Annotated in this window: 16 protein-coding genes, 1 pseudogene and 2 riboswitches; of the genes and pseudogenes, 16 read left to right on the forward strand and 1 reads right to left on the reverse strand. The window is 62.2% G+C overall.

The window, feature by feature from the left end; genetic code table 11:
- Nucleotides 1–60 precede the first annotated feature (60 nt).
- The 15 genes and pseudogenes from F451_RS25885 to F451_RS25895 form a co-directional block, all read left to right on the forward strand.
- Nucleotides 61–354, forward strand: a pseudogene (locus F451_RS25885) (integrase core domain-containing protein); the annotation flags it as partial.
- Between the two features lie 356 nt (nt 355–710).
- A riboswitch (cyclic di-GMP riboswitch) is annotated at nt 711–795 on the forward strand.
- A 166-nt stretch (nt 796–961) separates the two neighbouring features.
- On the forward strand, nt 962–1,453 hold the full coding sequence (locus tag F451_RS0117365) for a type II secretion system protein N (RefSeq protein WP_020682671.1): 492 nt from the start codon (nt 962–964) through the stop codon (nt 1,451–1,453).
- Nucleotides 1,450–2,172, forward strand: a complete 723-nt coding sequence (gene bamD, locus F451_RS26840) for an outer membrane protein assembly factor BamD (protein ID WP_020682672.1) — start codon at nt 1,450–1,452, stop codon at nt 2,170–2,172. The genes F451_RS0117365 and bamD overlap by 4 nt, the downstream gene beginning before the upstream one ends.
- A 98-nt stretch (nt 2,173–2,270) precedes the next feature.
- On the forward strand, nt 2,271–4,325 hold the full coding sequence (gspD, locus tag F451_RS0117375) for a type II secretion system secretin GspD (RefSeq protein ID WP_156826541.1): 2,055 nt from the start codon (nt 2,271–2,273) through the stop codon (nt 4,323–4,325).
- Nucleotides 4,326–4,328: 3 nt separating this feature from the next.
- A complete protein-coding gene (gspE, locus tag F451_RS0117380; RefSeq protein ID WP_020682674.1) occupies nt 4,329–5,846 on the forward strand; it encodes a type II secretion system ATPase GspE in 1,518 nt (505 codons plus the stop codon).
- Between the two features lie 5 nt (nt 5,847–5,851).
- Nucleotides 5,852–7,069: a type II secretion system inner membrane protein GspF gene (gene gspF / locus F451_RS0117385; protein ID WP_020682675.1), complete on the forward strand. Its 1,218-nt coding sequence runs from the start codon at nt 5,852–5,854 to the stop codon at nt 7,067–7,069.
- Between the two features lie 13 nt (nt 7,070–7,082).
- Complete coding sequence (gene gspG, locus F451_RS0117390) at nt 7,083–7,514, forward strand: type II secretion system major pseudopilin GspG (RefSeq protein ID WP_020682676.1); 432 nt, start codon at nt 7,083–7,085, stop codon at nt 7,512–7,514.
- A gap of 4 nt (nt 7,515–7,518) precedes the next feature.
- Complete coding sequence (gspH, locus tag F451_RS0117395; RefSeq protein ID WP_156826542.1) at nt 7,519–8,097, forward strand: type II secretion system minor pseudopilin GspH; 579 nt, start codon at nt 7,519–7,521, stop codon at nt 8,095–8,097.
- The gene (gene gspI / locus F451_RS0117400; RefSeq protein ID WP_020682678.1) at nt 8,094–8,462 is read left to right on the forward strand and encodes a type II secretion system minor pseudopilin GspI; all 369 of its coding nucleotides are present in this window, start codon (nt 8,094–8,096) and stop codon (nt 8,460–8,462) included. Before gspH ends, gspI begins: the two co-directional genes overlap by 4 nt.
- Nucleotides 8,459–9,073 carry a type II secretion system minor pseudopilin GspJ gene (gspJ, locus tag F451_RS0117405; RefSeq protein ID WP_020682679.1) on the forward strand — a complete coding sequence of 205 codons (615 nt, stop codon included), beginning with the start codon at nt 8,459–8,461 and terminating at the stop codon, nt 9,071–9,073. Before gspI ends, gspJ begins: the two co-directional genes overlap by 4 nt.
- On the forward strand, nt 9,073–10,098 hold the full coding sequence (gspK, locus tag F451_RS0117410; RefSeq protein WP_020682680.1) for a type II secretion system minor pseudopilin GspK: 1,026 nt from the start codon (nt 9,073–9,075) through the stop codon (nt 10,096–10,098). Before gspJ ends, gspK begins: the two co-directional genes overlap by 1 nt.
- Nucleotides 10,091–11,248 (forward strand): type II secretion system protein GspL, encoded by a 1,158-nt coding sequence (gspL, locus tag F451_RS0117415; RefSeq protein ID WP_020682681.1) that lies wholly within the window; start codon nt 10,091–10,093, stop codon nt 11,246–11,248. Before gspK ends, gspL begins: the two co-directional genes overlap by 8 nt.
- Nucleotides 11,245–11,709 carry a type II secretion system protein GspM gene (gene gspM, locus F451_RS0117420; protein ID WP_020682682.1) on the forward strand — a complete coding sequence of 155 codons (465 nt, stop codon included), beginning with the start codon at nt 11,245–11,247 and terminating at the stop codon, nt 11,707–11,709. Before gspL ends, gspM begins: the two co-directional genes overlap by 4 nt.
- Nucleotides 11,710–12,405: 696 nt before the next feature.
- A riboswitch (cyclic di-GMP riboswitch) is annotated at nt 12,406–12,490 on the forward strand.
- 250 nt (nt 12,491–12,740) lie between these two features.
- On the forward strand, nt 12,741–14,267 hold the full coding sequence (locus F451_RS0117425; RefSeq protein ID WP_205624031.1) for a glycoside hydrolase family 68 protein: 1,527 nt from the start codon (nt 12,741–12,743) through the stop codon (nt 14,265–14,267).
- Between the two features lie 269 nt (nt 14,268–14,536).
- Nucleotides 14,537–16,192: a glycoside hydrolase family 32 protein gene (locus tag F451_RS25895; protein WP_051103961.1), complete on the forward strand. Its 1,656-nt coding sequence runs from the start codon at nt 14,537–14,539 to the stop codon at nt 16,190–16,192.
- Between the two features lie 487 nt (nt 16,193–16,679).
- On the opposite strand, the gene F451_RS26845 is transcribed toward F451_RS25895, so the two are convergent.
- Nucleotides 16,680–17,471: a hypothetical protein gene (locus F451_RS26845; protein WP_020682685.1), complete on the reverse strand. Its 792-nt coding sequence runs from the start codon at nt 17,469–17,471 to the stop codon at nt 16,680–16,682.
- A 453-nt stretch (nt 17,472–17,924) separates the two neighbouring features.
- Between F451_RS26845 and uvrA the strand changes: the two genes are divergently transcribed.
- Complete coding sequence (gene uvrA / locus F451_RS0117440; protein WP_020682686.1) at nt 17,925–20,777, forward strand: excinuclease ABC subunit UvrA; 2,853 nt, start codon at nt 17,925–17,927, stop codon at nt 20,775–20,777.
- Nucleotides 20,778–20,891: the final 114 nt, after the last annotated feature.

The following is a 20,891-nucleotide window of genomic DNA, read 5'->3' on the forward strand; positions in this document are numbered from 1 at the left end:
CAGTGTTTTACAGAACTTACCTCGCTGCATAAAAACTCCTTTTACTTTTGATTATTAACTTGGCGAACAAAGCCGATGAAGGTCCGAATAGACAACGGGCCGGAATTCATTTCATTGGCGCTGGCTGAATGGACTGAATGGGCCGAAAACAACAACGTTGCACTGGGGTTCATCGAGCCGGGCAAGCCGATACAGAATTCATATATCGAGCGCTGCAACCGAACCTGCCGCCATGAGGTGTGGGACTATTATATCTCCAGTACCCTGACCGAGGTGCGAGATATCACCGAGAAGTCGCTCATCGAATACAACCACGAAAGACGACATGAGTCACTGGGCGAATTGTCGCCATGAACCTTACTGGCTCAACATAACGACCGGATCAACTCTAATAATAACTGGTACTAAAACAGGGAGGTTTACAAAGCCTCTTTCTTCTCAAACTGTCAAAAATGGAACAGCCTCGAATAAAAATTCTGAAAAATATACCGCATAAAACCGTCTCTAGTTAGAGACAGATCTTCATCGTTCTGAGACCGACTTAATATTACTGAACTTTGAAATTTCATGTTAATTCGCTTTTATTACGGCCATAGGAAACAAATGAAATAATCCATTAACGCGCGACTATCATTGTCACCCCGCAAGTGTGACATAAACTTATTCGCTCTCACGAGCAGTCGACTAACTCTCCCCTCGAGCGGTAGTTGAACTGAAAATGGCAAAACCATCGAGAGGTGGTGACGCAAAGTTTCCGGTCTTACGGACTATTCCGACGATAGCGGGACCGCCAGTTATGAATACCGACACGTTTTCATCTTCGCGTTCTTGTATTGCCTGACGACAAACCGGCCCAGGCCCTCGGTCACATCTTAAGACTTACGCTACAAGAATCGAGCAGCCCTCGCCAAGGGCCGCCCAACTGTATTTTCAGACCCCAACGGAATCGCGAGTCCCCACCATGTTGCATGAGCCGATTCGACAGCTTTTGGCATCGCCTGCGTTTCCCCGCACCGTCAGCCTGCTGCTGGCGCTGCTGGCGCTGCTCGAAGGTGCCCAGATCGCCCGCGCTTTCTCGTCCGCCGCGTTACCGGTGACGGCATCGGCTGCATCCGGTCCGGAGAGCGCGACAGCCAAACGTATCGACCTGGACGCCATTCGCCAGGCCCGGCTCTTCGGGGCCGCCGGAACGCAAGCGGCCCAAACGGAGCCCAAACCGGCGGCCTCGCAGCGCAGGAGCCGCCTCGATATCCGGCTGCTCGGCGTGGTCAAGGCGCAACAGGGCACGGACTCCGTCGCTATCCTGGCTGAGTCCGGCCGTCAGCGCGCTTATACGACCGGCGAACGGCTGAAGGGGAACTCCGGCGCGGAACTGGTCGAAATCACGGCGAACCGGATCCTGCTCGACGTATCCGGCGAACGGCAGTTTATTGAACTGGAAAAAATGAAATGATCAGCCTCAATACACTCATGCGCCCGGTCATCATCCTGACGCTGGCGCTGATCGCGGCGGGCTGCGCGCCCTTCGCCCAGCTGAAGCCCAGCGGCGATGCCGTCGGGCCCAAGGCGCAGACCGCCCTGTACGACGAAAGCCTGGCCCTGATGGAAGCGGGCCAGCACGCCGCGGCGGCACAGCGCCTGGGCACGCTACTCGCGAGCGAGCCGCGCGGCGACGACCGCAGCCGGGCGTTGCTGGCGCTTGCGTATAGCCAGCTCAAGCTCGGCCAGCCTGAGCGCGCTGCACAGCTGGCCAGCCGTGTCATCGCACAAAACACCCAGAACAGCCCGCAGGATTACGCTCTCTACCTGCGGGCCAGCGCCCTGCTGGCCGAGCAGCCGGCTCCGACGCCGGGCCAGGCACGCCAGGCCGCACTTGATCTCGAAAACCTCGGCCGGCACTACCCGGACAGCCGCTACGCCACCGCCACCCGGGAAACGCTGGCCGGACTCCGGGAGCGCCTGGCCGCAACCGAACTCGAAACCGCCAGGCGGCAACTGCAGGACCGGGCCTACGTCGCGGCGTTGAACCGCTGCCGCTACCTCATCGAGCGATACCCCGGAACGCGGGCGGTTCCGGCCGCACTGGAGCTGATGGTGACCGCCTACCGGCAACTGGGACTGGATCAGCTGGCAGACAACACCCGCGCCATTCTGCAAGGCCGGACACCCTGACCCGACAATATTCTGCAGCCGTCCGCCGGAAGGCTGCGAACTTACACCATGAGACGGATGTAACCGTGCATAATTTCAAGTTCAACGAGCCAGTAGCAGTGTCTGTTCAACCGCCACGCCGGGCGGCCGCAAAGGGCACCGCAACCCGCACACGCACCGCGGCGGGGGCGTTCAGACGGCTGGCCGCCGGCACCCTGCTCGCGCTGCTGGCAGGCACCGCCTCCTGGACGGCCCAGGCCGCCGAACCGGACACCGACACCGGCGGCTACAGCCTGGACATGCGCGATACCGAAATATCGGAATTCATCGCCACCATCGGCAAACTCACCGGTAAAACCATCATCATCGACCCGCGGGTACGCGGCAAGGTCACCGTCAGCAGCCCGAAATCCATCACCCGCGAGGAGCTGTACGAGATTTTCCTGGTACAGCTGGGCGTGAACGGCTTTTCGGTCGTCGACGTGGGCGACAATATCCTCAAGGTGATTCCGCAGCAGGCGGTCAAACTCGAGGGCGTGGAAGTCCAGGGCGACAACAGCGCAGCCCCGAACAGCAGCGAGAACATCGTCACGCGCGTGGTGCAGGTGAACAACGTCGATGTGGACGCTCTGGTGCCGATCCTGCGACCACTGGTGGATAACCAAACCGGCATCATCGCGCCCTACCCCGCTTCCAACGTCATCCTGATCACCGACCGCGAATCCAACGTGCGGCGCCTGCTCGACATTATCGTGCGGGTCGACAAGGCGGACACCGAGGACACCGAGATCGTCCCGCTGAACAATGCCTCGGCGCAGGAGGTCAGCCAGACGCTGATGACGCTGTTGCGCGAGCGGAACAGGGGTGGCAAGAGCACGCAGGCCCCTCCCCAGGTCACGGCGGACAGCCGCACCAACAGCCTGCTGATTCGCGGTAACGAGTCCAGCCGCGACTACCTGCGCAAGATCGTCCGTCGCCTCGACGGCGAGGTCCGCACCGACAACAACACCCGGGTGCACTACCTCAAGTACGCCAAGGCGGCGGATCTCGCCACTGTGCTCGAGAGCGTCACCGGCACTCTGGTCAAGGATGAAAGCGGCAGCCGTGGCAATGACGAGGAAAGCCGCGCCAGCATCCATATCGAGGCCCACGAGGCCACCAACAGCATCGTGCTCTCCGGCAGCCCCAGGATCATCCGCAGCCTGACGCAGCTGATCGAGCAGCTCGACATACGCCGCGCCCAGGTGATGGTCGAAGCCATCATCGTCGAAATGTCCGAAACCCGGGCCAAGGAGCTCGGGGTGCAGTGGCTCCTGGCCGGACGCGACAACGGCGACAGCCTCACCTTCGCCGGCACCAACTACAACAACCTGGGCAACGGTCTCAACGGGATCGCCGCCGCATCCAACAATGCCGACGCCCAGGGCAATATCCTGTCCGGCATCGAGGGGCTTAGCGCAGGGGTGGGCAAGCTCGATGCCTCGGGTCTGAATTTCGGCGTGCTGCTCAAGGCGCTGCAGAACGACAACGAGTCCAACATTCTATCGACCCCGAGCCTGGTGACCATGGACAACGAGGAAGCCTCGATACTGGTGGGCAGTGAGGTACCGGTCGTCACCGGCCAGACCATCGGCGACAACAACAGCAACCCGTTCCAGACCATCGAACGCCAGGAGATCGGCATCAAGCTGCACATTACTCCACAGGTCAACGAAGGCAGCGCGGTGCAGCTGAAGATCGAGCAGGAAGTGTCGTCGCTGACCGGCGTGCGCGGAGCCGCCGACATCATTACCGACAAGCGCGAGATCAAGACGTCGGTGATGGTCGACGACGGCGCCACCATCGTGCTCGGCGGCCTGATCGACGACGACGTCCAGGAGCAGGCTTCGAAAGTCCCGCTGCTGGGAGACCTGCCGTTCATCGGTCGGCTGTTCCGCTCCGACAGCAGCCAGATCACGCGGCGCAACCTGATGGTATTCATCCGCCCCACCATTATCCGTGACCGCAACACCCTGACCGAGGTCAGCAGCGCCAAATACGGCTATATCCGCGCCCGCCAGATGCTGAGCGAGAACGCGGACGTGAACCTGTTCCCGGACGAGGCGCCACGGGTGCTGCCCGAGTGGACCGGCATGGGCCCGGCGTCACTCGAACTGCTGCCACCCGGAAAATAAACCATGGCCACGCTACCGAACAGCGACCGGAACACGCCGGTCGACGATGCTGGCACCGCGCTGCAGCTGCCTTTCGCCTTCGCGGACCGCTATCGCCTGGTGGTCGATGGCGAGGCCGGTGCACTGAGCTGCCACTATCTGCCGCAGACGCCGGTCGAGGCGATCCTCGAGGCCAGGCGCTTCCTGGATGCCGAGCTGACGCTGGTCCCAACCACGCCCGAGGAACTGGAACAGCGCCTCGGCCGCCTCTACCAGCACAGCGGCCAGGCTGACATGCAGCGAATGGAGCAGATCGGCGACGACGACGACCTCTTCGAGCTGATCGACGAACTGCCGGAAAGCGAAGACCTGCTGGCCGCCGACGGCGACGCACCGATCATCCGGCTGATCAACGCCCTGCTGAGCGAGGCGCTGCGCGAAGGCGCCTCCGATATCCACATCGAGCCCTACGAAAAAAACCTCTCGGTGCGGCTACGCATCGACGGCGTGATGCGCGAGATCCTCTCACCCAACTACAAACTGGCGACGCTGCTGTGCTCGCGCATCAAGGTCATGGCCAAGCTCGACATCGCCGAGAAGCGGCTGCCGCAGGACGGCCGCACGGCGCTGCGCATCGGCGGCCGTGCCCTGGATGTACGCGTCTCGACCCTGCCCTCCCGCCATGGCGAAAGGATCGTGATGCGCCTGCTCGACAAGCAGACGGCCCGCCTCGACCTGTCCGACCTCGGCATGCCCGAGGCGACACACCGGGCCTTCCGGCGCCTGCTGCTGCAGCCCAACGGCGTGATCCTGGTGACCGGCCCTACCGGCTCGGGCAAGACCACCACCCTCTACGCCGGACTCGGCCTGCTCAACAACCGTTCGCGCAATATCCTCACCGTGGAAGACCCGGTCGAGTACGCGATCGAGGGCGTCGGCCAGATCCAGGTCAACAGCCGCGCCGGCATGACCTTCGCCAAGGGCCTTCGCGCCATGCTGCGCCAGGACCCGGACGTGCTGATGATCGGCGAGATCCGCGACGTCGAGACCGCCGAGGTCTCGATCCAGGCGAGCCTCACCGGCCACCTGGTACTGTCGACCCTGCACACCAACAGCGCGGTCGGCGCCATCACCCGCCTGCGCGACATCGGCATTGATCCCTACCTGGTGGCCTCCAGCCTCAAGGGCGTGCTGGCGCAGCGCCTGCTGCGGCGCCTGTGCCCGCACTGCCGCACGCCGGCGCGCATCGACCAGGACGAAGCCTTGAGGCTGAACAGCCCCGCGTTCGAGGGCACCGATGCCTTCGCAAGCCAGGGCTGCGACGCCTGCAACCAGACCGGTTATCGCGGGCGCGTCGGCGTCTACGAACTGGTCGAGGTCGATGCCGACCTGGCGGTGCTGATCAACCAGGGCGCCGGCGAAGTCGAGATGCAGCGGCATCTGCAGAACCGCATGAACTCGCTGATGGACGAGGCGCGCGAGCTCGTTGCGCGCGGCGTCACCAGCGTCGACGAAGTCCTCCGAATCGTACGCAGTGACTGACAAGCATGGCCGCCTTTAACTACCGAGCCCTGACCGCCGACGGCGGCGCCCGCAAGGGACTGATCGAAGCCGACTCGCCGCGCCAGGCCCGCGCGCTGCTGCGCGAACAGGGCCTGATGCCGACGTCGGTGGAAACCGCCAGCGCGGCGAAACCGGCCCGCGCCGGCCGGCCCCGACTGGCGCGCGCGCTGCCGGCGCGCGACGTCGCGCTGCTGACGCGACAGCTCGCCACCCTGATCGACTCCGGTCTGCCGCTGGAGGAAGCCCTGCTGGCCGTCTCGCGCCACAGCAACGATGCGCGCCTCAAGTCGACGGTGCTGTCGGTGCGCGGCCGCATCCTTGAAGGTCACAGCCTCGCCTCAGCGCTGTCGGAATACCCACGCAGCTTCAGCGAGCTGTACCGCGCCATGATCACCGCCGGCGAAGAAACGGGACACCTCAGCGCCGTACTGCTGCGGCTGGCAGAGCACGGTGAACGGTTGCAGCAGATCCGCGGCAAGGTCCAGGTTGCGCTGATCTATCCAACCATGCTGACGCTGGTGGCCATCGGCGTTATTGGCCTGCTGATGACCTACGTCGTGCCCAAGGTGGTGGAACAGTTCACCCACACCCAGCAGACGCTGCCGTTCCTCACCCGGCAGCTGATCCTGATCAGCGATGGCCTGCAGCAGTACGGCCTGCACATCCTGGCGTCGATGGCGCTGCTGGCGCTGCTGGCACGCTGGTACCTGCACGACAGCGGCCGGCGCACCGGCTGGCACCGCATGCAGCTGCGCTTGCCGCTGCTCAATACCTTCGTGCTGGGCCAGCAGTCGCTGCAGTTTGCCCGCACCCTGGCGATCCTGGTGGGTAGCGGAGTCGATCTGCTGCACAGTCTCAAGGTCGCCGCCGGCCCCATGACCAACCTCTACCTCAGGGGCGCGGTGCTCGATTGCATGGAACGGGTCCGGGGCGGCAGCTCGCTGTCGCGCGCGCTGGAACAGTCCGGCCCCTTTCCGCCGCTGCTGGTATACATGATCGCCAACGGCGAGAGCAGCGGCGAACTGGAAAGGATGCTGGACAAGGCCGCGGAAAACCAGGAAGCGGAATTCGAGACCCGCGTCGCCTGGCTGCTGGGGCTGTTCGAACCGGCCCTGATACTGACCATGGGCGTGGTCGTGCTGGGCATCGTGCTGGCAATCCTGCTGCCCATCCTGGAACTCAACAATATCAGCTCGTATTAACGGAGACCGACAAGTGACGTCAAACATCAAGCAAACCGGACAACAGGGCTTCACACTGCTGGAGATCATGGTGGTTATCGTGATTCTGGGGTTGCTGGTGGCCATGGTGGCCCCCAATGTGCTGCAGAACCAGGACAAGGCCATGGTCGAAAAGGCCAGGGCCGACGTTGCCCTGCTGGAGCAGGCGCTGGACATGTACAAACTCGACAACTTCCAGTACCCGACCACCGATCAGGGGCTCGAGGCCCTGGTAACCAAGCCGACCACCGGACCGGCACCCAAGCGCTACAACCCCAACGGCTATATCAAGCGCCTGCCTACGGATCCCTGGGGTAACGCCTACCAGTACCTGCAGCCGGGCGTCACCCGGGCGTTCGATATCTATTCCCTGGGGGCGGACGGCGAATTGGGTGGTGAAGACCTTGCCAAAGATATCGGCAACTAGGGGTTTGTCGAACTTAATGCTGGTCTACTCGGCTCGGGCATCCTGCTTCGCTCTGCCTCCTGCATCCATGCAGTCGTGCGGAGAAGCCCGACAGGCTGCCAGGGGCTTCACCCTGCTGGAAATGATGGTGGTGATGGTCATCCTCGGGCTGCTGTCGGTCGCGGTATCGCTGGCACTGCCGGACAGCGCCCGGCAGCGCCTGGACACCGATGCGCAGCGGCTGCGGGGTCAGATCGGGCTGGCGATGGAACAGGCGATCTACCGCAACCGCGATTACGGCCTGGGTGTCGGCGAGCACGGCTACGGCTTCTTCGAGCGCGACGGCGAGACCTGGCTAGCGCTGGACGGGGACGCCCGGCTCGAGCCCTATCCGCTCGACGCCGACAGCCGCCTGCGTCTCAGCGTCTGGGGCGAGCCGGTACCCACAGAGGGCACCGGCCGCGAGCCGCAGATTCTGTTCCTCTCTGACGGCCAGGTCAGCGCCTTTGAGCTGTGGATCGACCACGACGGCGTGCCGACACACCGGCTGATCACCGCAAGTTTCGCCGGCGACCTGCGCCTGCTCGAACCGGAGCTGCCATGAAACCCTGCACTCAGCGCGGCTTCACCCTGCTGGAGCTGCTGGTGGCCCTGGCCATCTTCGCGCTCTCGGCCGGCGCCCTGCTCAAGACCCTGGGCGAACAGGGGCGCAATGCCGGCCAGCTGGAGGCTCGCTATTTCGCGCAGCTGGCCGCCCGCAACCAGCTGTCGCGGCTACACCTGCAGCCGGCCTGGCCCGACCTCGGCGAGCGCGATCACGACATCGAACTGGCCGGCCGCCGCTTTGCGCTGACACAGAGCGTGCGCAAAACGGACAGTCCCTCCATCCGCCGCGTCACGCTCAGCGTCAGCGGCAACGCTGGACAGATTCTGGCCGAGCTGGAAGCCTTCATGGGACCCCGGTCATGAGGCGTGCAGCCGGTTTCACCCTGCTGGAAGTGCTGGTGGCGGTCGCGCTGCTGGCGATGCTGGGGCTCGCGGCGGCGCTGACGCTCAACAGCGGACTGCGCAGCCAGCAGACACTCAGCGAGAACCTGAGCAGCCTGCAGCGTCTGCAACTGGCACAGCAGCTGATCCAGCGCGACCTGGAGCAGATCGTCGCGCGCAGGGGCCGCGGCGAACAGGGTGATTTCCGCGACCAGCCGCTGGCCGCGGGTGAAGACGGTACCCTGCTGGACTTCTACAAGACCGGCCGGCGTCAGCTGCAAAGCCGCATGCCGGGCTCCGACCTCGAACACCTGCGCTACCGCTTTGAAGACGGACACCTGGTGCGGGACGCCACCCCGCTGATCGACACCCCCCCGGACACACCCTGGCACAGCGTTACCCTGCTGGATCAGTTGAACGGGGTTGAACTGCGGTATTTCTACGACGGCGACTGGATAGACCAGTGGCCACCGGTGCGCGCCGCCACCTTCGGCGGGCATGTCAGCCGCCTGCCGCTGGCCCTGGAGCTGACGCTGAACACCGAGCGTTATGGAGCGGTAACGCAGATCATGCTGCTGCCGGATGCCTCCTGATGACCGCTCCCCCGAGTTCGAGACAGCAGAACGCCGGCGTCGCCCTGATGATCGTATTGCTGGTCGTGGCGATGATCAGCCTGGTCGCTGTCCAGATCGGGTCGCTGCTGCAACTGGGTATCCGCCAGGCCGGCAACCGCGAACAGTACCAGCAGGCGCAGTGGTTCGCCCTCGGCGGCGAACGCCTGGCGCGGTCGCTGATCGAATCGGCGTTCGAGCACGACAAGCGCATTCATCCGGGTCAGGCCTGGGCGATGCCCGGCCGCCGGTACCCGATCGACGGCGGCTCGATCCGGCTCGACATCCGCGACCAGGGCGCCTGCTTCAACCTGAATGCGCTCAGCGCCCTGACCACCGACCAGGACGGCAGCAAGCAGAAGCCGCCCCAGGCGGTGCGCCAGCTCGCCAGCCTGATACAGGCCCTGGGCGGCAGCGAGGCGGAAACGGCGCAACTGCTGGAACCGCTGCGTGACTGGCTCGACGAAGACAACCTGACCACCGGGCTCCGGGGCGCAGAGGATCTCTACTACACCGCGCGGCAGCCGCCGTACCTGCCGGCCAACGGCCCGCTGGCGTCCCTGTCGGAGCTCGGTTTCATCCGCGGGTTCCGCCGCGACGACGACTATGTGCCGCTGTCGGAAGAGCTGCGGCCCTGGCTCTGCGCGCCGCCCGACCGCGACCTGCTGCTGAACCTGAACAGCCTGGGCGCCAACAGGCTGGCACTGCTGTCGGCGCTGTTCGAGGGCAAAGTGCCGACCGACCGCCTGACGCAGGCTCTCAATGCAAGGCCTGCCGGCGGCTTTCGCAGCGCCGACGAGTTCTGGCAGCGACTGGCGGGCGACGAGTCCCTCGCCGGCCGGCTCGATGCCCAGGTGCGTCCGCAATTACGCGTGACCTCGGACTTTTTCCTGGCGCGCATCGAGGTGAACCTTCATGAGACGAATCTGGTGCTGTACAGCCGGATACAGGTGCGCAACGATCAGACGGCCGTCTACCAGCGCCACTACGGAGCTTTGAATGAGTGAATTTCTGCTGCTGCAGCTCGGGCGGCGGCCCGACGAGCCCATCGAATGGCTGATCTGGAACCCTGCTGAGTCCTGCCGTCTAGACGGCGGCGTGCTGGCCGGCGCCGACGAAATGTCGCAGCTCGACGCGGCCGCGGCCGGGCGGCCCTGTTACGCCCTGCTGCCCCAGGAACAGGTGCTGGTCACCGAGGTCCGACTGCCCAGGGCCGGGCGCGCAGCTCTGGCCGCCATTCCCTTCCAGCTCGAAGAGCAGCTGTGCGAGGATCCGGCAATGCTGCATTTCGCCGTTGGCCGCCCCGATGCGCAGCGCCGCTACCCGGTGGCCATCATCTCGCGGCTCCTGATCTCCGCCTGGCGCGACGCTCTGGCGGCGACCCCGCTCAGGATCCAGGGGCTGTACGCCGACGCCCAGAGCCTGAGGCCGGACCCCGGCCGGGTGCAGCTCCTGCGCCGGGGCTCGCGGCTGCTGATCAGCGGTCCCGGCGGCACGCTGGCCATCAACGCCGCCGAACTGGAGCACTGGCGCCCCCTGCTGGAGCGGCAGGAGGCGCTGGAATGGCCCCAACCCGATAACGTTGAATCCTCCCTGTCGCAACTGGCGGCGCGGCTGGCGCCGGAGCAGGCCATCAACCTGCTGCAGGGCGACTACCGATTGCAGGACCCCGACGCAAGCCGGCTGCGCCGCTGGCGCACCCCCGCGATCCTGGTCCTGGCGCTGCCGATCCTGGGCTTCGCTTCTTTGGGCCTGGACAACTACCGCCTCGTCCAGCAGAAATCGGCACTGGACCGGCAGGCAGCGGAACTGTTCCGGGAGGCCCTTCCCGATGTGCGCCGCATGGTCGACCCGCGGACCCAGATGTCGCAACGGCTCGACGAGCTGCGCCAACGCCAGCAGGGGCCGATGCTGCTGCGCCTGCTGGAAAGAACGCTGCCGGCCTTTCGCCGGCACACCAGCGTTCGGCTGACCGGTCTGGGTTTCACCGAGAACGGCCAGACGCTGACGCTCAGCCTCGAAGCCGCCGACCCCGACGCGCTCAAAAGCTTCGCCAAGGTGCTCGCGGACGAGGGTCTGCGGTTCCAGCCGGCACAGCCCCAAAACCGCCAGTCACACCGCAGCCTGCAAATTCGCATAGAGGGAATCGAACCATGATCCGGACCTGGTTAGAAGGGCTCGAAGGACGCGAAAAGCGCCTGCTGATCGTGGGTGGCCTGCTCGGGCTGGCCATGCTGCTGTTCCTGCTGTGGCGTCCCCTGGCGGCGGCACAGCAACGCCTGCAGACACAGGTGGATCAGAGGCAGGCGCTGGTCGACTGGATGACCCGGGCCACGGCGGAAATCAGGCAGTTGCAGCCCGGCGGCGGCGATACGACATCGTCAGAAGGCCCGCTGACGCAGCGGATCGAGGCCTGGAGCCGCCAGCTGGGGCTCCAGGCGAAAACCTTGCCCGGCAACGGCACCGAGATCAAGGTGACGCTCGACGGCGCCAGCTTCGACCGGGTGCTGGACTTTGTTGACCAGGCCGGACGGGCGGGCCTGCGGGTGAGTGGCGCCGAGATTCGCGCCCTGAAGACGCCCGGACAGGTGACGGCCAGCCTGACCCTGAGCCCCTGAGATTCCGTTAACCGCCTTGACGCCACCCCGCTCCAGTCCCGTTTCCCCGCGGGCGCCAGCTGGAAGCTCAAGGTGATCCTATTTCTGGGCGGATGCGCCTTGGTCTGTCCGCCCGGAACCTAGTGGCGCATTTCGCACCGCCGCTTTCGCGTGCCGTATCGGCCATAGAGCCCGCTCGGTGCGCATATGAGTCTCATCAGACATTCGATTCGCCCGCAGGCCATATCAAGGTGCCGCGGCAGCCTGCCGCCCGAAGTCGTATTATTGATGAAGCGGGTCTATAGATATCAGCGGTTGACAACATGCTGCCGCAATTAGCTGCAAAGGGTTCGCCGATGCAGATAAATATATCAGACTGATTACGGATTCATTAATAAACGAGCTCGTTAGTCTGCACATATTTAATACAAGTCCAATCAATATCCTTTGAATAAATCCTATTCCCCATGATGGATATCAATATTCGAATCTCTATAATTGAATTTTCAAGCCGTCTCCGATTAGGAACAAAAACATCTTAACTGTTTCTTAAATTAAGTTTTTCTACTAGATTAGCGATTTAATGTTCAATAATTACATCGCCGTGAAACACTTGAAATAATATGTTAATCGAAAATATTCACCCTCCACGTCTGTGAGGTGATTATTTAGATTCCTCACGGACAGTTGGCTAACTCTCCTTTCTGGTGGTAGCTAAACTGAAAAAGGCAAACCCACCGAAAGGTGGCGACGCAACGTCTCCGGTCTAACGGAATTTTCCTATGATAGCGGGACCGCCAGTTTTGAATGCCGGCACGTCTTACGTGTTCGCTTCTTGATATTACATTTTGACCCTGAATATTGATGCCGTGACATCATGCAACGCGGCGTTGTGACGTCCGTATTCTTGATGTAGCGGTAGGGGAAAAGGATTTCAGGCAAGGCTGCGGGCAACCGCCTTCTGGGAAATTGAAAAATATTATTCGATATGCAAAGGAATTATAATGCGTATTAAATGTAGTAAACCGGCACTCCCAATGCTGGGAATGCTCATGGGTGTAGCAACCGCCGCTGTCGCAGAACCCTATCTACAACCGGGTCCCGAGCCGACCCTTCACACACAGCAGGCCTTTGCACCGGAGAGCAACTTCACTGCGAAGTGGACTCGGGCGGACGCGCGCCAGATCAAGCGAATGTCTGACCCGACGGCCGGCTCACGTCAGAACTCGATGCCTGCGGAATACACCATGCCCGACGTCCCGCAGGACTTCCCCGACATGTCGAACGAACAGGTCTGGGTGTGGGACTCCTGGCCTCTGACCGACGCTGACGCGAAGCAGTACAGTGTCAACGGGCAGGAAATCATCTTCTCCCTCGTTGCCGACCGGAACCTCGGCTTCGACGAGCGCCACGTATTCGCAAAGATCGGCTACTTCTACCGTCCGGCCGGCATCCCCGCTGACCAGCGACCGGAGAACGGTGGCTGGACCTACGGCGGCCTCGTCTTTGACGAAGGCGTCACCGGCCAGATCTTCGAGGACCAGTCCTACAGCCACCAGACCCAGTGGTCAGGCTCGGCGCGCATCTTCCCGGGCGGCGAGATCAAGCTGTTCTTCACGGATGTCGCCTTCTATCGTGACCCCAATGGCGGCCCGGACATCAAGCCGTACGACCCGCGGATCGCGCTCAGCGTGGGCCATGTGCATGCCAACAAGAACGGCGTGAAGTTCACCGGCTTCGACAAGGTCATTTCGCTGCTCGAGGCAGACGGCACCTACTACCAGACCGCTGAGCAGAACCCGTACTTCAACTTCCGCGACCCATTCACCTTCGAGGACCCGGCTCACCCAGGTGAGACCTTTATGGTGTTCGAGGGCAACTCGGCCATGGATCGAGCAACTGCCCAGTGCGACGCGGATGACCTCGGCTACCGGGACGGCGACCCCTACGCCGAGACCGTAAGGCAGGTCAACGAGTCGGGTGCACCCTTCCAGATCGGCAACGTGGGTCTGGCTAAGGCATTGAACGACGACCTTACCGAGTGGGAATTCCTGCCGCCGATCCTGTCGGCAAACTGCGTAACCGACCAGACCGAACGGCCGCAGATCTACCAGCAAGACGGTAAATATTACCTCTTCACCATCAGCCACAGCACCACCTACGCGGCCGGCATTACAGGCCCCGAGGGCGTGTACGGCTTCGTGGGCAACGGTATCCGCAGCGATTACCAGCCGATGAACCAGGGATCCGGCCTGGTGCTGGGTAACCCGACGAACCTCAACTACTGGCCCGGGACCCCGTTCGATCCCGACTACAACCAGCACCCCGGCCAGTTCCAGTCGTACTCGCACTACGTGATGCCTGGTGGTTTGGTCCAGTCATTCATCGACACAATCGGCGTCAAGGACAACTTCCGTCGCGGCGGCACCCTGGCACCCACCGTGAAGATCAACATCAACGGTGACTCGTCGTCGGTTGATTATTCCTACGGCGTCAACGGCAATGGCCTGGGTGGCTGGGCCGATATCCCGGCTGAGATCAATGTGAACCCGGGCGGGCAGGTCAAGCCGCTGAAGTAACAGCGCCTCTGATTATATTTGCTCAAACTTAGGAGGGGTGGGATGCAGTGCCTATACAGGCCGGCGTATCCTTCCCCTCTCTTGTCTTATCAGGGCGACTGCAGCGCAATCTCGAAAAGCAGCCCCGTTTTCCTGCTGCACGGCAGGAAATCTAGGGCGCGCGGCGTCTACCTGTTTTTCAATTGATTTCGTGCTGACCAGCGACATCGAGGTGTTCTTTGAGTACCTTCGGTGAACCGTTTCTGGTCAACATTTCGATACGGAGGATTATGAGACACAATCTCATCCCAAGATCTGCAACGCGCCAGCGTGTAACGGTTTGCGCGCTTGTCGCGCTCTTCACTTCTAGCATCGCGGTAGCCGTCGTTTTCGGATCCAGTTCTGAAACTGCACCCGATGCCGCACGGTTGTCCCCGTTACCAACTGAAGCATCCCTGTTCTCGCGCCCGGCCGACTGGGCGCCTTATCGGCCCGCCGTGCACCTCACCCCCGCCAAGCACTGGATGAATGATCCCCAGCGCCCGATCCTGATCGACGGCGTCTGGCACTACTACTACCTCTACAATGCCGACTACCCCCAAGGGAACGGCACCGAGTGGTATCACGCGACCTCGACCGACCTGGTGCACTGGCAGGAACATGGCGTCGCGATCGACAAGTACAAAAACGGCCTCGGCGACATCGAGACCGGCAGCGCCGTGATCGACACAAATAACACCGCAGGCTTTGGCGCCGGCGCGGTGATCGCCATCATGACCCAGCAGCACGAAGGCGTGCAGCGCCAGTCTCTCTTCGTCTCGACCGACGGCGGTTATCGCTTTGAAGCCTACGACGGCAACCCTGTCATGGACAACCCGGGCGCCGATCACTGGCGTGACCCCAAGATCATCTGGGACGACGCCCGCGACGAATGGCTCATGGCACTCGCCGAGGGCCACAAGATCGGCTTTTACACCTCGCCCGACCTGAAGCGCTGGACGTACCAATCGGGCTTCGAGCGCGACGACCTGGGTATTCTCGAGTGTCCCGACCTGTTCCGCATGTCGGTCGACGGTGACCCGGCAAAAACGCGATGGGTGCTGGCGACAGGCGCGAACGGTTTCAAAAAAGGCAGGACCACGGGAACCGTATACTGGACCGGTGACTGGGACGGCGAACGCTTCACCGCGGACCAAGACGAACCGCGCTGGCTCGACTCGGGCGCCGACTTCTACGCCACCGTGACGTGGGACGACCCGCGCCAGAACGACGCCGAACGCCTCGCCTCCCGCTATGCCATCGGCTGGCTCAACAACTGGGCCTACGCCACCAGGCTCCCGACCGACGACTGGCATGGCGGCGCCAACTCGATCGTGCGGCGCATCGAGCTGCGGTTGGTCAACGGCAAGCCAGTGCTCGTCTCGCAGCCCGTAAACACAGTCGACCAGCTTGAGGGCAATGCCGAGGTGCGTTCCAAGGTACGGGTGACGGCTACCGCGAAGACAACACTCCCCCAGCCGGAATCCGATGCCTACCGACTCCGGGTCGAGCTTGACGCAGCCTCAGATGCCAATGAGGTCCGGTTCCGTCTCAAGGAAAAGGGGGAGCACTTTGCGATAGTCGGATACAACTTCGCGGATGACACTGTCTTTGTCATGCGTGACAGGGATGCGATAGCCAACTCGATGCCCGAGGTGTACCGCGAGGTTCGAAAGGCCCCCGCTCCGGCGCGCGATGGTGTTGTCACGCTGGACATCATTGTTGATACAACCTCGATCGAAGTCTTCGTGAATGACGGCGAAGTTGTACTCTCAAATCTCGTATTCGGAGCCCACGGTGCAAATAGTCTTTCGGTCGAGTCATTTGGAGGGGACACGGAATTGCGTCTATTCCAACTCTCGCCCCTCAAGGTTGCACCGATTAAGCGCTATGGCGGTGAACTCTAGGTGTTTAGTCCCGCAAAGTAATGGACTGGGCTGTCTTTGAAATACTGTGGTTCTTTATGCCACTGTTCCAGCATAGAACACGTTTGGAGTGCGACCGTTCAGCGCTCGTAAGGGAGGAGCGCTGCTATACGCCCCCAGATAGTCCTGATTAACCTAGCGTACAAATAGGTGCCCTACGTATTTGTACATCACGCTACAGAAACGGGCGCAGGTGCATGCTGGTTTCTGTGGCATTCGCAACGATAATGCGCTTGAGGTCATCGCCCGCGAAATTTCAACTGCACGGCAGCCACAGGACTCGAAGTAGTGGTGTGGTCGGCTCTGCCGGCCGCCCCACCCACTGGCTGCCATTCCCGAACCGAAGTTCGCGTACTGCGAGACGGTGCTTACCTGGAAGATGAGCGCTTTTACGCGCCTTCGGACTCGCCTGGACGCTAACGGGCTGCACTCCCAGAGCCCAGGCTTTGCATCTGCGCAGAAGAGGGTGTTACCGGCTGCGGCCCCTTTTGGCCGGTGTACGCGTCGTACGGCGCGGCTTGGCAGCGGCTTTCTTCACCGGTGCTTCCGGCTTGGCCTCGACCGTGGCGGCCGCAACGGTTTCAGCAGCTTGAGCTGCAACGACGGCTTCAGGTTCCTGGGCCGGAGCAGCAGGTTCTGCCACCGCCGCAACTTCAGGCTCCTCGGCCGGGGCAGCGGGTTCTGCCACAACCGCAACTTCAGGTTTCTGGGCCGGGGCAGCGGATTCTGCCACAACCGCAACTTCAGGCTCCACGGCCGGGGCAGCGGGTTCTGCCACAACCGCAACTTCAGGCTCCTCGGCAGGAACAGCAGGTTCTGCCACAACTGCGACTTCAGGCTCTTCGGCCGGGGCTGCGGGTTCTGCCACCGCCGCAACTTCAGGCTCTTCGACCGGGGCTGCGGATTCTGCCACAACTGCGACTTCAGGCTCCTCGGCCGGGGCGGACTTCGCGACTGGCGACGATGCTCTCAGCTGCGCACTGACCCGATCCAAATAGCGGGTCATAGCCTGATGCGTCAGGTTAGTCAGATCCAGTACCGTATCCTGCGTCACCTGCCCAAAGCCGCGAACATAGTCTGTCTGCGCGCAGAACAAGGCATCCGCCGCCTTGGCGCCCGAAAGCGCCTCGACGAATCCCTTGTTTACCTGCTCGATCTTGAGCACCGAATCCTGCACCGAAGCACCCATGGCTTTCACCAATGCGATGCCTTCCGCTACGCTCTGGCCCACCGTTTCGCTGGTCTCTTTGTTTGCAAACATATTGTTCTCCATTCTGCCGCGCGCGCGAATGCTGCACCGCACAAACACCATTCTAATACGGCCGATTAAGGAGTTAAACCTCTTCATCAGTTACGGTTACGGGCTGATTGACCGCGGTCACTTTTTCTTCATGCAAGCAGAATCCAGCGCAACATTCGGCGCCACATCGACCGGGCCATCGACCCGCAGAGCCGCTGAACTCTGTATTGATGCAGCTGGCCCGATTGCCAGGGCGCACGGCCCTGGTACGCCAAAGCATCCGCCTGTTTTCCCTGCGATCTGTTCGGGCCGAAAAAGGCAAAAGACCGCGACAGCCCATATGCCACGGTACCATTCCACCGACTGCTCGAATCCCGGGACAACCCGCCGGGTGAAATGAGCCTTCACACCGGTGTTGGCTCGGCGGTGAACGCTATATAATCAATGGCTTTGGTCTCTTCGTCGGGAAGGTATATGGACAAGATTCTGGTGCGCGGCGCTCGCACGCATAACCTGAAAAACATCGACCTGGATATTCCCCGTGACAAGCTGGTGGTCATCACCGGACTGTCCGGCTCCGGCAAGTCCTCGCTGGCTTTCGACACGCTCTATGCAGAGGGTCAGCGACGTTATGTGGAATCGTTGTCCACCTATGCGCGCCAGTTCCTGTCGGTGATGGAAAAGCCCGATGTCGATCATATCGAAGGGCTGTCGCCGGCCATCTCGATCGAGCAGAAGTCGACATCGCACAACCCCCGGTCGACAGTGGGCACCATTACCGAAATCTACGACTACCTGCGCCTGCTCTATGCCCGTGCCGGCGAGCCGCGCTGCCCCGACCATGACCTGCCGCTGGCCGCCCAGACCGTGAGCCAGATGGTGGATCAGGTGCTGGAACTTCCCGAAGGCAGCAAGCTGATGCTGCTGGCGCCGGTTATTCAGGGCCGCAAGGGTGAGCACCTGCATATTCTCAGCGAGCTGATCACCCAGGGATTTGTCCGTGCCCGCATCGACGGTATCGTCGTCGACCTGGACAGCCCGCCCGAACTGGACAAGAACCGAAAACACGATATCGAAGTGGTCATTGACCGCTTCAAGGTACGTGAAGACCTTAGCACCCGGCTGGCGGAATCCTTTGAAACCGCGCTGGCCCTCACTGACGGTCTGGCCAAGATCAGCTACATGGACGGCGATGGCGACGACCTGATCTTCTCCGCCCGCTTTGCCTGCCCGACCTGCGGCCACAGCATTCAGGAACTCGAACCCCGGCTGTTTTCGTTCAACAACCCCCATGGCGCCTGTCCCAGCTGTGATGGCCTGGGCGTGCGCCAGTACTTCGACCCGCACAAGGTGGTGCACGACAACAGCCTGACACTGTCCGAAGGCGCCATCCGCGGCTGGGATCGTCGCAGTCTTTACTATTACCAGCAGCTGCAGGCCGTGGCCTCGCACGCCGGCTTTGATATGGATACGCCCTTCAGCCAGCTGGACGAAAGACACCGCAGAATGATTCTCAACGGCAGCGGGCGCGACAGCATTCCATTCCGTTACGTCAACGACCGCGGCGACACCATTGAAAAGGCCCATCCGTTTGAGGGCGTGCTCAACAATCTGGAACGGCGCTACCGCGAAACCGAATCCGAAATGGTGCGCGAGGACCTGGCCAAGTACCTCAACATGCAGCCCTGCCCCTCATGCCACGGCAGCCGCCTGCGCCGTGAGGCACGGCACGTATTTATTGACGAACGCACCTTGCCTGAGATCACCCGCCTGCCCATCGGTGAATGCTGCAACTATTTTGATCAACTCGAGCTGAGCGGAAAACAGGGCGAGATCGCCGACAAGATTCTGAAGGAAATCCGCCTGCGCCTGTCCTTTCTGGTGAACGTGGGTCTCGACTATTTGTCGCTGGATCGTAATGCCGATACGTTGTCCGGTGGCGAAGCCCAGCGCATTCGCCTGGCCAGCCAGATTGGCGCGGGCCTGGTCGGGGTCATGTATATTCTCGATGAGCCCTCCATCGGCCTGCACCAGCGCGACAACGAACGCCTGCTGCTGACGCTGCGTCACCTGCGCGATCTCGGCAACACGGTGATCGTGGTGGAACATGACGAAGATGCCATCTTGCTGGCCGACTACGTCATCGACATCGGTCCCGGCGCCGGCGTGCACGGCGGCGAAGTCATCGCCAGCGGCACCCCCGCGCAGGTCATGGCCAACGAAGACTCCATTACCGGCCAGTATCTGAGCGGACGCCGCCGGATCGAAGTGCCTGGGGCACGGCTGCCGTTCAACCCGGAGAAACTGCTCAAGCTCAACGGCGCCCGTGGCAACAATCTGCAGGATGTTGACCTGGAAATACCGGTCGGCCTCTTTACCTGCATCACCGGCGTGTCAGGCTCGGGCAAGTCCACCCTGATCAATGCAACCCTTTACCCCATCGCCGCCACCGAACTGAACCACGCCACCACCCTGGATGCCGCCGAGCATCACAGCGTTGAAGGGCTGGACCAGTTCGACAAGGTGATCGATATCGACCAAAGCCCCATCGGCCGTACGCCGCGCTCCAACCCGGCGACCTACACCGGCATTTTTACTCCCATCCGCGAGCTGTTTTCCAGCACCCAGGAAGCCCGTTCACGCGGCTACAAGCCGGGCCGTTTCAGCTTCAACGTCAAGGGCGGGCGCTGCGAAGCCTGCCAGGGCGATGGTGTGATCAAGGTCGAGATGCACTTCCTGCCCGATATCTACGTGCCCTGCGATGTCTGCAAAGGCAAACGCTACAACCGTGAAACGCTGGAAGTGAAGTACAAGGGCAGCAACATTCATGAAGTGCTGGACATGACCGTCGAGGAAGGCCGCAAATTTTTCGATGCCATCCCTGCGCTGGCGCGCCGACTCCAGACCCTGATGGATGTGGGCCTGTCATACATCCGTCTCGGCCAGGCCGCCACGACACTGTCCGGTGGTGAAGCCCAGCGCGTCAAGCTGGCGAAGGAACTGTCCAAACGCGATACCGGCAAAACCCTGTATATCCTTGATGAGCCGACCACCGGTCTGCACTTCTATGATATCCAGCAGTTGCTGAACGTGCTGAATCGGCTGCGTGATCACGGCAACAGCATCGTGGTTATCGAACACAACCTGGATGTGATCAAGACCGCTGACTGGATCATCGACCTGGGGCCGGAGGGCGGTACCGGCGGCGGCCAAATCATCGCCACCGGCACGCCGGAGGAGGTCGCGGCCTGCGAACACTCCCATACCGGTCGCTTCCTCAAACCGCTGCTGGAAGCCCAAGCCCGGGCGCGAAGCGCGGCGGGTTAACCCGCCCCGTTTGCATACTATGTAGGGTGGAATGAGTGCCGAAGGCGCGAATTCCACCGGGTGGCGCTCCACCGGGTGGCGTTCCACCGGGTGGCGCTCCACCGGGTGGCGCTC

Source organism: Marinobacterium rhizophilum DSM 18822, assembly GCF_000378045.1.
In the GTDB taxonomy this organism is placed as follows: domain Bacteria; phylum Pseudomonadota; class Gammaproteobacteria; order Pseudomonadales; family Balneatricaceae; genus Marinobacterium_A; species Marinobacterium_A rhizophilum.

Coding starts and splice junctions, on each gene's coding strand:
- F451_RS0117365 (WP_020682671.1), top strand. CDS start 962: ATGTTGCATGAGCCGATTCGACAGCTTTTGGCATCGCCTGCGTTTCCC.
- bamD (WP_020682672.1), top strand. CDS start 1,450: ATGATCAGCCTCAATACACTCATGCGCCCGGTCATCATCCTGACGCTG.
- gspE (WP_020682674.1), top strand. CDS start 4,329: ATGGCCACGCTACCGAACAGCGACCGGAACACGCCGGTCGACGATGCT.
- gspF (WP_020682675.1), top strand. CDS start 5,852: ATGGCCGCCTTTAACTACCGAGCCCTGACCGCCGACGGCGGCGCCCGC.
- gspI (WP_020682678.1), top strand. CDS start 8,094: ATGAAACCCTGCACTCAGCGCGGCTTCACCCTGCTGGAGCTGCTGGTG.
- gspJ (WP_020682679.1), top strand. CDS start 8,459: ATGAGGCGTGCAGCCGGTTTCACCCTGCTGGAAGTGCTGGTGGCGGTC.
- gspK (WP_020682680.1), top strand. CDS start 9,073: ATGACCGCTCCCCCGAGTTCGAGACAGCAGAACGCCGGCGTCGCCCTG.
- gspL (WP_020682681.1), top strand. CDS start 10,091: ATGAGTGAATTTCTGCTGCTGCAGCTCGGGCGGCGGCCCGACGAGCCC.
- gspM (WP_020682682.1), top strand. CDS start 11,245: ATGATCCGGACCTGGTTAGAAGGGCTCGAAGGACGCGAAAAGCGCCTG.
- F451_RS0117425 (WP_205624031.1), top strand. CDS start 12,741: ATGGGTGTAGCAACCGCCGCTGTCGCAGAACCCTATCTACAACCGGGT.
- F451_RS25895 (WP_051103961.1), top strand. CDS start 14,537: ATGAGACACAATCTCATCCCAAGATCTGCAACGCGCCAGCGTGTAACG.
- F451_RS26845 (WP_020682685.1), bottom strand. CDS start 17,471: ATGTTTGCAAACAAAGAGACCAGCGAAACGGTGGGCCAGAGCGTAGCG.
- uvrA (WP_020682686.1), top strand. CDS start 17,925: ATGGACAAGATTCTGGTGCGCGGCGCTCGCACGCATAACCTGAAAAAC.